The organism is Nostoc sp. CCY 9925 (genome assembly GCF_963920935.1).
GTDB lineage: Bacteria > Cyanobacteriota > Cyanobacteriia > Cyanobacteriales > Nostocaceae > Nostoc.
In genome coordinates this window covers 63,789-76,479 of sequence record NZ_CAWUDO010000003.1, presented here as the reverse complement: position 1 = coordinate 76,479, position 12,691 = coordinate 63,789, and the positions used below count along the sequence as shown (strand labels likewise).

Genomic DNA, 12,691 nt, shown 5'->3' with positions numbered 1-12,691 from the left:
GAAATTAATTATCCTTGTTTCTAGGAACAGTACGCTACCCAGTTAACTCAACCTTTTCGGTAAGCAGCGCTATGGCTTAAAGTTGCCTTTTGCGCCCAATGCCAACACCACTCGGCACTATTTAATATGCCGAATGACTTCAGCAATTGACCAAGCTTGAGCGATCGCTCCTCTGGGTGTATGAGGTGGATCGCCATCAAAAATCTCAGAAATAGAACCAATACAAGCGGCAAATAAAAAGTGATCTACCAGGGGTTGCCAATCAAAAGGCAATGCCTGTTGTGGATAAAAGCGTTGCCAAGCACGAATATATGGGCCAATTAACCAAGCCCAAACACTACCTTGGTGATAAGCCCGATCGCGTTGCTCTTGGTTACCCTCATATTTCCCTTTGTATTCGGGATCTCCTGGGTCGAGACTGCGAAGACCGTAGGGAGTCAGTAAGCTTGCAGTTGCTAAATCTAGTATTTGACACCCTTGCTGTTCAGAAAATCCACAATGTTGCAGCGACAGGGCTAAAACAGCATTGGGACGAATTTGAAAATTTCGGCGATCGTCCGGGTCAATAGTATCGTAGAGATAACCTAGCTGAGGATTCCAAAACTTTTGCAGGGAATTTTTTACCTGTTGTGCTTGCTGAGCATAACGCTGTGCTTGTTTACTAAGGCGGACTGGTTCACCAAACTCAAGTTGACTCAAGCGTTCTGCCCACTGACTTAGCCAACACAAAGCGGAATACCACAGCGCATTGATTTCCACTGGCTTCCCACGACGGGGAGTAACAGGATTTGCGCCAATTACCACATCCATCCAAGTCAGGGCTACACCACGAGCATCCCAACCAATTAGTCCATCAGTAGCATCAGCCTGGATATTATAGCGTGTGCCACCGACAAAGGCTTTATGAATTTGCTGCACTACAGAAAACTGCTCTGCCAAAAACTGCCAGTCTTGTGTAGCTTCCAAATAAAGTCCTAAAGTTTCAATCCACCAAAGCGGCGCATCAATGCTGTTATAAAACGGTTCTTTATCGACATCGGGAAAGGCATTAGGAATCAAACCGTGGCGACAGTGATGCCCAAAAGCTTGCAATAGTTCTTTTGCTAAATCAAAGCGCTGTGGAACTAGCGTCAATCCGGGTAAGGCAATTAATGTGTCCCGCGCCCAGTCATTAAACCAGTGATAACCAGCAATCACCGTTGGGCCTGCTATTGAGGCTCGATAGACGATAAACTGATCGCTGGCTTTGAGTAGTTGTTGGGTGATTGGGGCGTCAGAAGAGGATGCAGCGACACGCACAGAAGTCGGAACGCTCGCTTCCGGCGCTCTGAACTTCGGGCGACACGGAGACGCGAAGAGTAATTTACCCGCGTCTTGCTCTTCACTCCATCCAAAAATGTCAGAGAGCCTTTGTTGTTCTGCTTCCACAGCTTCTGCAAAAGTTTCGGGGGTGAGAACACCTAGCAGTGGGTTGGGAAAACCTAATCGTGCTTCTAGAGTTACCGTATCTCCTGGTTGGAGTGTAACTGTTAAGTAACCAGGACTATGGAGGTCTTCCCTGTCGGCTAATCCCCGTTTTGTCTCCTCAGAGAATCTATAATTCCAATACCAAACCGCATCTGGTTGATAATTTCCTTGTGTCCAACGCAGATGCCAAGGTATACCAAAATGCTGAGATTTTCTTGCTTGCAGGCAAACTTGCTGTTGACCTAGCAATTGTGAAAACTGTAATTCTAGGCTAGCAGTCTGCTGATGGTGAAAGTCACGTTCTGCTATCAGCAGTCGCAGCCGTAATATTGCTTGTTCGCTTCCCTCGTAGCGATACTGGATTAAAATCCGATCGCAAAATTGGTTAGGGACATTGGGCACTTGTACTGAGCGACTTGTGCCCAGCGTACCCCTACAGGGAAGCAAGCTACGCGTAGCGTCTGGTAGAGAATTCGAGGTCAGCCGAAGTATTGGGGATTGGGCATTGGTTATTTCTCCCATCTCCCCAGTCCCTTCCCAACCATAAGGCATCACTAATTGCCTAGTTAATTGCCAGTTATTTTGACCCCAAATCCATTTTGGAACTGGTTTAATATCAAAAGAGCGCAACAGTTCGTAGCCCGCCCGCTCTATCTGACCGTTACCCCAAATATTTGTCCCCAGCGCCACAACGTCCCCTAATACTTCCAAGCTAGCTTCCAGGTGTGATAACAGCAAAGTACGCTCAGAAGGAGGGTTTTTAGCGGCAAACAGCCAACCGTGATAAGTGCGTGTACGGGTATCAGAAACCGTACCACTGGCAAAACTTCCTAGACCATTGGTAAGCAACCATTCTCTTGTATCTAAATCAGACATTGGTTACTCAAAATCGTTATGAGTATGATATAGTCGTAACAGATCGTAATCAAACTGTGAGAGCGTGGATGGGTAAGTTTTACCTGACCCTAATTCCAACGCTATTAAACCGATAAAGGAGAATTAAGTTAATGTCCCTAACTTACGGAACAGAAGGAAGCCTCCGCGTTGGTCAGCAAGCTCCCGATTTCACAGCAACAGCTGTGGTAGACCAGGAATTTAAGACAATTAAACTTTCCGATTATCGCGGTAAGTATGTCGTCCTGTTTTTCTACCCCCTAGACTTTACGTTTGTTTGTCCTACTGAAATTACAGCATTTAGCGATCGCTACGAAGAATTCAAGAAAATTAATACGGAAATCCTTGGAGCTTCCGTAGATAGTGAATTCTCTCACCTCGCTTGGATTCAAACCGATCGTAAGTCTGGTGGCGTTGGCGACCTGAATTATCCTCTAGTCTCCGACATTAAGAAAGAGATTAGCGCTGCTTACAACGTGCTTGACCCAGCAGCAGGCATAGCCTTGCGTGGTCTGTTCATCATCGACAAAGATGGTATCATACAGCACGCCACAATTAACAACTTAGCTTTTGGTCGCAGTGTAGATGAAACCCTGCGGACATTGCAAGCAATTCAGTATGTTCAATCTCACCCAGACGAAGTGTGCCCAGCTGGTTGGCAACCTGGTGACAAAACAATGAATCCTGACCCAGTGAAGTCCAAAGTCTACTTCTCTGCTGTCTAGATTAGGCTTGCTGGAAAACTTCAATCGATTTATTGCGGTTAATTCGGCAATCTAAAATAACCACAGATAAACAAAAAATCTATCTGTGGTTTTCTCATCAAAAAAGAGATTAGGAAGATGAGGGAGATGAGGAGATGGGGGAATAAACAATGACCAATACTTCTCTACCAGAGACTGCACCAATGGCTTCTCTACTAGACGCTACGCTTTCTTGTACTGAATGTACTTCGACTCCCTTCTCTACAAGAGGCTGCACCAACGGCTTCTCTACGAGACGCACTCGCGTTCGCTCAGGACAAGTGCCCGATGCCAAATTTTTTAAATAAAATAATTTAAAAATATGCTGACTTCAACTGATTTTAGCGGATTATTAAACGAGCGATTCTTTCGCAACTTTTTACCAGTTCCAGCTACAAATCAACTTAGATTAGGAGTAGGAACACCGGATTTCCAGTTGCCAGATATCACTAACGGTAGTTTAGTAAAATTGTCTGATTATAAAGGTAAGCAACCAGTGTTACTCGCCTTTACTCGCATCTTTACTGAAAAGCAATATTGCCCTTTTTGTTATCCTCACATCAAAGCTTTGAATGAAAATTACGAACAATTTAAAAATCGAGGAATAGAAGTTTTAATGGTTACTAGTACTAATGAACGGCAGAGTCAAATAGTTGTGAAACATTTAGGTTTAAAAATGCCGTTACTTAGCGATCCTAGTTGCCGAGTGTTTCGTACCTATAATGTAGGACAGGCTCTGGGAGCACCTTTGCCAGCACAGTTTGTATTAGATAAACAAGGAAAACTCCAATATGGGCATTTATTTTCCTTTTTGGATCATAATGCTAGTGTCGAGACATTGCTGGAACAATTCATCGAGAATTAATAAAAATAATTAATGTTTTGATTTTCATTTAACTAAATGAAAGTTAACTAGATTCTCAATTCAGTTGTAGCTATAAATGCTAAATTTAAAATCAATTTTACTGGATGTTTTTGTTTGATGATTTGAGGAGCGATCGCATTTGTCACATGACAGTGAGCTAAATTTTTTTTTTACTGTATTTATTCATCACATTATTTGCAGCGATCGCCCAACGGATAAGTTTTTCGCTTCCGCACGATGGATTTCTACAACCTACCATCATTAACGATCGCAATTCATCTTCAGACCTGAGTTAGGCTACTTGAATTTGTGATCATCATGCCAAAGCTACAAGTTGCCAGCCCCATCGCTTGCGGCATTGATACAGCAGATTGCAAGTAAGTGAGGTACAAAATTCAGGACTGATTTATCAAATATAAACAGTGTTTACCTCTTCCCTCCTGCCTCCTGCCTTCTGCCTCCTGCCTCAAAACCCGTAACTTTGTACTTCATGCAAATGAAAATTGCTGTAAATGTGGCATCCTCTCTGAAACTATGCATGACCACTCTTTGAGATACTTGTTTTTCAGCATTTTAGTTGGAAGTACACCTCTGGTTTCATGCTTTATTTTCTAGTTTCCAGTTGTGAATGCTCACACCCACGTAATAAACCTACACCTGTCAGGTGGGGAGGTGTGGGAAGGATGAGAAGCTTTTTTATAATTTCCCCTCACTCTCCACACTCGGCATCACCTAGTCCCCTGAGATGGCAGATAAAATTAATGTCTAAAAATTATTGATAAAAATTTTCATTAGCAGTTGACATCAATTCTCAATCAAGGTTATATTGTTATACAGTGTTCTCCTCTCTTTAAGGATCGGCAGACGGGATTAGCCAGCGGCAGCAGGCTTGTCCCTCTTTTTTGTGATTGGGCATGGGTTATGGGATATTGGGCATTGGGTATGTGGCGTTAGTAAGACTAATGACCAATGGTTAATGACTAATGACCAAGGACAAATGACAAATGACATTTGATGCGATCGTGATTGGGTCTGGGATTGGCGGTTTAGTAACAGCAACTCAGCTAGCAGCAAAGGGAGCAAAAGTGCTGGTACTGGAACGTTATTTGATCCCAGGTGGTAGCGCTGGTTATTTTGAACGGCAAGGTTATCGATTTGATGTTGGGGCATCAATGATTTTTGGGCTGGGGCAAAACGGTACTACCAACTTACTCACGCGGGCATTGTCAGCTGTCAATGTTAGCCAAGAAGCGATCGCAGATCCAGTGCAAATTCACTATCATCTACCCCAAGGTTTAGACCTGAAAGTTGACCGGGTTTATGAAAAATTTTTGCAAAATCTTACTGCTCATTTTCGCCAGGAAGAACGGGGGATTCGTCGCTTTTATGACGAATGCCAAAAAATATTCAACTGCCTCAATAACATTGATTTGCTTTCGCTGGAAGAACCTCGGTATCTACTGCGGGTATTTTTCCAGCATCCTTTAGCGTGTCTCGGTTTAGTTAAGTATCTGCCGCAAAATGCAGGGGACATAGCGCGACGCTACATTAAAGATCCTCAATTATTGAAATTTATCGATATGGAGTGTTATTGCTGGTCGGTGGTTCCAGCAGATATGACACCAATGATTAATGCTGGGATGGTCTTTTGTGATCGGCATTACGGCGGAGTCAACTATCCCAAAGGCGGAGTTGGACAAATTGCCCAAAAACTGGTCGAGGGTCTAGAAAAAGCTGGAGGTAAGATTCAGTACCAAGCCAGAGTTACGAAAATTCTTACAGAACAGGGGCGAGCGGTGGGTGTGCAACTGGCTAATGGTAAAGTATACCGGGGTAAACGCATAGTTTCTAATGCTACACGCTGGGATACATTTCACCAATTACTACCAGCAGAACAAATACCTGATAATGAGAAAAAATGGCAACAAGATTATCAAAAATCACCTAGCTTCTTGAGTTTACACATGGGAGTAAAACAGTCAGTTTTACCTGAGGGAACAGAGTGTCACCATATTTTGCTGGAAGATTGGGAAAAGATGACGGCAGTGGAAGGCACAATTTTTGTTTCGATTCCCACACTGCTCGATCCAGATTTAGCACCAGGTGGATATCATATCATTCATGCGTTTACGCCTCACTGGATTGATGATTGGCAACAACTTTCTCAGACTGAGTATCAAGCCAGGAAAGAAAAGGCGGCTTGGGGAATTATTGACCGCCTAGAGAAGATTTTTCCAGGGTTAGATGCTGGATTAGATTATTTAGAGGTAGGGACACCGCGCACCCATCGCCGTTTTTTGGGTCGTGCTGATGGTACTTATGGGCCAATTCCCCGACGCAAGTTACGTGGCTTGTTGAAAATGCCCTTTAATCGCACCGCTATTCCAGGACTTTATTGTGTAGGGGATAGTACCTTTCCCGGCCAAGGATTGAATGCAGTAGCTTTTTCTGGGTTTGCCTGCGCTCACCGCATTGCCGTAGATTTGGGATTATAAAAATTTGTCGTTTCCACTCAAAAGCGATGGCTTTTGAGTGCAGGTAAGCCACAGGAGCGGAGGGACAGAGGAGATGGCTTCGCCAAGGGAAAAGGAAAAAAGGCAAAGGAGGCATCTTTGTTTTCCCCCTTGCCCCTTGCCCCTTGCCCTTTGCCCAATGCCCCATGCCCCATGCCCAATTTAAAATTCAACAATCACCGGCACATGGTCGCTGGGTTGGGTTAATTTTCTCGGTGCAGCATCAATGATGCAACTTTTAGCGCGTTCATAAAGTATGGGTGTAAGATAGTGGTGGTCAATCCGCCAACCTAAGTTGCGACGGAAGGCGGCAGCGCGATAATCCCACCAGCTATAATTTCCGCCTTCGCTAGTAAATTTACGAAAAGCATCGGCAAACCCTAGTGTCACAATATCCCGTAACGCTTGGCGCTCTGTTTCTGTTGCCATTATATGATTTTCTGTACTCACTTGTTCGTGAATATCCTTAGCTTCTGGTGCAATGTTGAAGTCACCGCAGACACAAATATCAGGTTGCGATCGCAGGAGCAATCGCAAGTATTCACGTAGCACTGTCAGCCAACGCAGTTTATATTCGTATTTTTCGGTTCCTACCGCTGCGCCGTTGGGAATGTATAAGTTCACAATCCGAATACCGTCAATTACACCTGTAATTACTCGCTTTTGCTCATCCCATTCCGGCGATAAATCTTTCAAAATTGCCTTAAAACCGCTAGTTACGTCTAAGAGTGGTTCGCGGCTGATGAAAGCTACACCATTATAAGATTTTTGTCCTGATAGATAAAGGTGATAGCCCATTTCCTCAAAAGGCGATCGCGGAAACTCGGCATCTATAACTTTGGTTTCTTGCAAGCACAGAACATCAACGGGATTGTGAGTTAACCAATCAGTAACCTGTTCGAGACGAATGCGAATTGAGTTGACGTTCCAAGTAGCGATTTTCATGAGTTGGCCATCAAAACTTTTGTAAATTACTAATTACAAATTATGTAATTTTTGTACAATATTTTAATATTTATAATTTACATCCTATTTGTTCATTGCTTTTAAATCAAGCTGGAATAATTTGATCCCGTTTAATAATTTAGTATTTTCAGCTACAAAATATTCGCTTTTGTAAGTTCTGCTACAAAATATTTTACTAGATTATGATTCCGAAGACAGATGCAACAAGTAATTGATTAGCTATAGGTTATAAATATAGCTCAGGGTTGACTTTTGCCGACAGTCCAGCGATTTGTCGGCGAAAAATATTCGGTAGGGTTAACCGATTATTGTGTTTTTGGTAGGCTGTAAGGTTAATTTAAATTTCAAAAAAGTAAGTACAAATGCTTTGTTCTCATAAAATAATGAGGTAGTTCATTATTTTGAGGACAACTTTAGATACTGAACCAAAACAACTTATGAAAATCGCTCAAGTTGCCCCCTTATGGGAAAGGGTTCCACCTCCTAGTTATGGAGGAATAGAACTGGTAGTGAGTCGCTTGACTGACGAACTTGTTCGTCGCGGTCATGAGGTAACTTTATTTGCCTCCGGCGATTCTCAAACTATGGCTAAATTAGAAGCAGTTTATCCGCGTGCATTACGCTTAGACCCAAATGTCAAAGAGTATATAGTGTATGAAATGCTAGAAGTGAGTCAAGTTTATCAACGTGCTGCCCAGTTTGATATTATCCATTCTCATGTAGGGATTTCGGCATTACCTTTGGCGAGTTTGGTAACAACAACTTCTACAGTGCATACCCTACACAATAATTTTACAAAGGATAACCGTAACGGATTTAGCTACCACCAAAAGCAAGCATACGTCAGCATTAGCAACTCGCAGCGTCAAATCGATCTTAACTATGTTGCCACGGTTTATAACGGAATTGAGCTAACAGATTATCCATTTGTAGCCCAACCGTCAGAGCCTCTATATTTGGCATTTTTAGGTCGTTTTTCACCAGAGAAAGGGCCACAACATGCGATCGCTATTGCTAAACAGACTGGTTGGCGCTTAAAGATGGCTGGAAAAGTTGACTTAGGAGATTCTAAGTTTTTTGAACAAGAGATTGCCCCCTATATTGATGGTCAGCAAATTGAATATTTAGGCGAAATCAACCACGCCGAAAAAACTGAACTTCTGGGCAATGCTGCTATTACTCTTTTCCCCATCGCATGGCAAGAACCTTTTGGCTTAGTAATGATCGAATCAATGGCAACTGGTACACCAGTAATTGCCATGAATTTAGGCTCTGTACCTGAAGTGATTGCTCGCGGTAAAACAGGTTTTATCTGCCAAAATTATGCAGAAATGGCCGCAATGATTCCATTAGCTTTGGAACTCAATCGTCAAACCTGTCGAAAATATGTAGAAAACAAGTTTAGTGTTAGCCAAATGGTTAACGGATATGAAGCTGTTTACAGACAAATTATTAAAGACCGCATAGAATCGAATGGCCGCATTCATGCTGGGAAGATCCGCTTTTAATCAACTGCTTTTTTTGCTTAGCTTAAACAACAACTTTTATTTAAGGAGGACATTGGTATGAGTACGAGAGCCAACACTTGCCCATGTTGCGGTGGTTCCCTCCTGCGTCATATCCGTCATGGTGAACTATATTGGTTTTGCCTGTCGTGCCGACAAGAAGTACCACTGTTAACTGTTACTCGCTTGCCAAATACGGAAAGCCGAAATACCGGAGTCCTTCCTCAAACAGCTGCGAATTCCTAATTTTTCAGGATTTTAGTTTGATAAAAGCTTACTAAAAAATCAAAACCAAATTTTGGTTTAGACCTATCAAATAGATTCAACTGGTAAAATCAGGTGGATCTAATTGATAGGTTTAAAATTTTGTTAGCAGCGTTACTTTATGGGCAAGAAAATTTACGCCTAGAAGAAGTTGCTGACCCCACTCCTGCGGCTGGCGAAGTTGTCATTCAAGTGGGAACAGCAACAACTTGTGGTACTGATTTGAAAGTCTGGCGGCGTGGTGGCCATGCCAAAATGTTGAAACCGCCAACGCTGTTTGGGCATGAAGCTGCTGGGCGAATCGTTGCCTTGGGAGCAGGTGTTACGGGTTGGCAAGTAGGCGATCGCGTTGTCGCGAATAATTCTGCTCCCTGCATGGAATGTTTCTTTTGTCAACGTCAAGAATATTCATTGTGTCCAAATTTAACCTGGAATAATGGAACTTTTGCCCAATATCTGAAAATTCCTGCATCGATAGTACAGCATAATTTATTGCAGATTCCTGATGATTTGCCTTGGGAATTAGCAGCGATGACGGAACCCCTAGCTTGTGTGTTACATGGTATAGCGCGTTCTCATATTCAGCCAAAAGATAGAGTAGTGGTTTTGGGAGATGGGGCGATCGGGTTGATGTTTGTAGCTGCTTTAGCGGATACCGCTGAGGTGTTGCTGTGGGGAGGTAACGATCGCAGGTTAGAAATTGGTAAAAAATTGGGTGCAGCCCAGACCTTTAATTATCATCAAATTCCGGATATTCCAAGTGTAGTGAAAGAACTTACCCAAGGATGGGGTGCAGATGTAGTCATTGAAGCTACTGGTGTGCCTAGTGTTTGGGAAACTGCGATCGCCTGCGCTCGTCCTGGTGCAACAGTCAACTTATTCGGTGGCTGTCCGCGGGATACCAGCATAACTGTAAATACAGAACAGCTACACTATAGCGAACTAACCCTAAAAGGCGTGTTTCATAATACACCAAAGTATGTGCGATCGGCTTTATCACTAATAGCTAGTCGGAAAATTCCCTTTGAATTACTTATTAGCGAACAACGCCCATTAAAAGATTTGGAACAAGTGTTTTATGACATGAAAGCGCGTCGAGTAATTAAAGTAGCAATGATTCCTTGAATTTTGTTAGTTACAGTATGAGCAAGGAGGCAAAATGTTATTCATGGTAATCGAGCGATTTAAGGACGGTAAAACTAAAGAAATATACCGTCGATTTCAAGAGAAAGGGCGCATGATGCCTGAAGGTTTAAAGTACATACATAGCTGGGTTGAGGTGAACTGCGATCGTTGCTTTCAACTGATGGAATGTGACGATTTAAGTTTATTCCAGGAGTGGATATTGCAATGGCAAGATCTTGCTACCTTTGAAATAATTCCCGTCGTTCCGTCAAAACAAACAGCAGAGATAGTTAATAAGACGCTCTAGTCAATCTATACATTATTGATTTGCGTAAACTTTGTTGTAACAGAGTACATCTCTAAAGATTGTATCGGAATTTCACTATTGTAAGTGCAAACTTTTTATAGGAATCCGGTTTGATTTCTGAAAAAAATCCGTACACTTCTAATCCCTTTCTCACTATTGCCTATTACCTGTTCCCTGCCTCTACGAGTAATTTCAAAAATCAAATACTAGTCCTATAGAAGTATTTTTGATAAGTACAATTCTTTCATATAAAAGGCACAATACAGTTTTAATTAGTTCGCTACAGGTATTAAATTTAACTTTTGCTAGCAAAACTTGAATAATCTGTTCTTGCTCTAGAGTAAACGTAATATTCTTAACCACTTTATTGTTGGCTTTTTCTAAGATAAAGCCTTTATAAGTAAGATCCCTGATGTCTAAAGTTGAATAGATATTTGAAATAATCTTGCCCAAAAACGGGAAAACTATGGTTAATCCCTAATAGGGAAATTTCCATATAAATCCTGAATAGAAAAATGCTCAAAAAATCTCTGCTTAAAGTTTTAATTTTGTCTTTTTCTCTAGTGCCTTGGCTATGCGTGGGAACGCTTTTTGATGCCAAAGTTAATGCTTTACCAGGACAAAGTACAGAAGAAGTAGGCACTTGGATTAAAGCACATCCCACACTCCGTCCCAGGAATGGGGAGCAATTGTATGTGCAAAAAACTGATACAGCTGCTCAACGATTCACTTTTCAAGCGTCGGTATTGCCTCCTGGTAGAGTAGAGTTTTCCAAAGACCGTGGCACAATTCGCAGTGAGCGCATTGCTATGTATGATGCCATTAACGGTATGACATTCGATCGCCTCCAAGAATCCTTGCGGGTGATTTATGGCTTGGAGATTTATCAAGACTACGATCGCGCCGAAGTTGTGTATCAATACCCCAGCCAAAAGACTGTTAACTCAGCGCGTCTTGCCAAAACTCCCATTCGAGAAGCTTTAAAAGGAGAATTACGAGTAGGTTCGCGCTATGTGTATTGGGTCGAAATTGCCCAACCCAAAACAGGCAAAGCTTTTACCGGCCAAATGACGATTTTACTCAAAACAGATTTAGATAAGTTAGAAAAGGAATTGCAAATTCGGTAGTGAGTATGGGGCATGGGGCATTGGGCATTGATTATTCTCCGTGTCTCCCTCATCCCCCTCATCTCCCTATTTCCCACTCTCCAATTCTCTTGTTCACAATTTCTCCAAACTCACGGAAGCTAAGGTTTGCCATGTGCCCGAAAAGATACTTTCAGATCCTAAGGAAATTCGTAACAAATCTTCCTTGAGTAGTGGCGGCCAATCAATGCCAGCTTTACGTCCTGCGGCAAATAGCTGTTGCGTTTTGATGCTTAACTGATAAAGTGCCAAAACCAGTTCTCGGTCTAAGGTGGGGGCGTCTTTGAGGGCTTCAAACACTACTTTCAATGCCAACAAAATTGAGGTGATTTGACCAGGTACTGGGGGTTTCCCATGTTTCATACGCTCTAACAGCGCATCTGGGTAATCCTTAGTTGGGATTGTCTGATCTATCAGGAGTTTCCGAGCTGTTTCGTAATTCATGTAACAAGCTTACCCTACATTTTGATTGGGCAGTAATACTTAATTAAAATGTCATAAAACTGGCTGATGGTTATTTATAGCAATCTCATTTAATTTGTGAAAAGATAGACGTGGAAAAAATGATGACGAATTTGCGATGCTCTGGATTAACCGGATAGACTGAGTATAATAGCTTTGAAAAATACACCTTTTTGGAAATCACAAGCAAAATGATATCATCGAATTTACTAGCAATTGAGCGCTCCATCCGTGCCTTGTCTGTGGAAGAACAACTGTGGCTACTGGAAAGTATTGCTCGCGAAATTAGAGAAACGGAGTATACAAAAGATAAGTTTGCTGATGTCAAGCCTGCACAAGAAGAATTGATTGAAATAGCGAGTGAGCCAGTTATTCAAACAAAATTCTCTCTAATTAATGATGAATTTGCCAGTTCGGAAATACTCTAAAACATCT

The 12,691-nt window shown here is 42.3% G+C and carries 13 protein-coding genes; 10 read left to right on the top strand and 3 right to left on the bottom strand.

What is annotated here, in order from left to right; all coding sequences use genetic code 11:
• Positions 1-117 precede the first annotated feature (117 nt).
• The gene (locus ACM0OY_RS02570) at positions 118-2,343 is read right to left on the bottom strand and encodes an amylo-alpha-1,6-glucosidase (protein ID WP_414567329.1); all 2,226 of its coding nucleotides are present in this window, start codon (positions 2,341-2,343) and stop codon (positions 118-120) included.
• A gap of 131 nt (positions 2,344-2,474) precedes the next feature.
• Between ACM0OY_RS02570 and ACM0OY_RS02565 the strand changes: the two genes are divergently transcribed.
• The 4 genes from ACM0OY_RS02565 (at position 2,475) to crtH (ending at position 6,464) form a co-directional block, all read left to right on the top strand.
• Positions 2,475-3,086: a peroxiredoxin gene (locus tag ACM0OY_RS02565; RefSeq protein WP_073644091.1), complete on the top strand. Its 612-nt coding sequence runs from the start codon at positions 2,475-2,477 to the stop codon at positions 3,084-3,086.
• Between the two features lie 149 nt (positions 3,087-3,235).
• Positions 3,236-3,412 (top strand): hypothetical protein, encoded by a 177-nt coding sequence (locus tag ACM0OY_RS02560; protein ID WP_414567328.1) that lies wholly within the window; start codon positions 3,236-3,238, stop codon positions 3,410-3,412.
• Between the two features lie 14 nt (positions 3,413-3,426).
• Positions 3,427-3,969 (top strand): peroxiredoxin family protein, encoded by a 543-nt coding sequence (locus ACM0OY_RS02555; RefSeq protein ID WP_414567327.1) that lies wholly within the window; start codon positions 3,427-3,429, stop codon positions 3,967-3,969.
• Between the two features lie 1,004 nt (positions 3,970-4,973).
• Positions 4,974-6,464 (top strand): carotenoid isomerase, encoded by a 1,491-nt coding sequence (gene crtH / locus ACM0OY_RS02550; protein WP_414567326.1) that lies wholly within the window; start codon positions 4,974-4,976, stop codon positions 6,462-6,464.
• Positions 6,465-6,644: 180 nt separating this feature from the next.
• On the opposite strand, the gene xth is transcribed toward crtH, so the two are convergent.
• Positions 6,645-7,427 carry an exodeoxyribonuclease III gene (gene xth / locus ACM0OY_RS02545; protein WP_414567325.1) on the bottom strand — a complete coding sequence of 261 codons (783 nt, stop codon included), beginning with the start codon at positions 7,425-7,427 and terminating at the stop codon, positions 6,645-6,647.
• Between the two features lie 458 nt (positions 7,428-7,885).
• Between xth and ACM0OY_RS02540 the strand changes: the two genes are divergently transcribed.
• The 5 genes from ACM0OY_RS02540 to ACM0OY_RS02520 all read left to right on the top strand — a co-directional run bounded on the left by ACM0OY_RS02540 (position 7,886) and on the right by ACM0OY_RS02520 (position 11,776).
• Positions 7,886-8,956 (top strand): glycosyltransferase family 4 protein, encoded by a 1,071-nt coding sequence (locus ACM0OY_RS02540; RefSeq protein WP_414567324.1) that lies wholly within the window; start codon positions 7,886-7,888, stop codon positions 8,954-8,956.
• A gap of 57 nt (positions 8,957-9,013) precedes the next feature.
• Complete coding sequence (locus ACM0OY_RS02535; protein ID WP_414567323.1) at positions 9,014-9,199, top strand: hypothetical protein; 186 nt, start codon at positions 9,014-9,016, stop codon at positions 9,197-9,199.
• Positions 9,200-9,319: 120 nt separating this feature from the next.
• Positions 9,320-10,342, top strand: coding sequence for a zinc-dependent alcohol dehydrogenase (locus tag ACM0OY_RS02530; protein WP_414567322.1), 1,023 nt, complete (start codon positions 9,320-9,322; stop codon positions 10,340-10,342).
• A gap of 34 nt (positions 10,343-10,376) precedes the next feature.
• Positions 10,377-10,649 (top strand): DUF3303 domain-containing protein, encoded by a 273-nt coding sequence (locus tag ACM0OY_RS02525; protein WP_414567321.1) that lies wholly within the window; start codon positions 10,377-10,379, stop codon positions 10,647-10,649.
• 515 nt (positions 10,650-11,164) lie between these two features.
• Positions 11,165-11,776 carry a hypothetical protein gene (locus tag ACM0OY_RS02520; protein WP_414567320.1) on the top strand — a complete coding sequence of 204 codons (612 nt, stop codon included), beginning with the start codon at positions 11,165-11,167 and terminating at the stop codon, positions 11,774-11,776.
• A 93-nt stretch (positions 11,777-11,869) separates the two neighbouring features.
• On the opposite strand, the gene ACM0OY_RS02515 is transcribed toward ACM0OY_RS02520, so the two are convergent.
• Positions 11,870-12,238 (bottom strand): Dethiobiotin synthetase, encoded by a 369-nt coding sequence (locus tag ACM0OY_RS02515; protein WP_414567319.1) that lies wholly within the window; start codon positions 12,236-12,238, stop codon positions 11,870-11,872.
• Between the two features lie 209 nt (positions 12,239-12,447).
• Between ACM0OY_RS02515 and ACM0OY_RS02510 the strand changes: the two genes are divergently transcribed.
• Entirely contained in the window at positions 12,448-12,684 is a 237-nt protein-coding gene (locus ACM0OY_RS02510) for a hypothetical protein (protein WP_414567318.1), read from the top strand.
• The last annotated feature ends 7 nt before the right edge of the window (positions 12,685-12,691 follow it).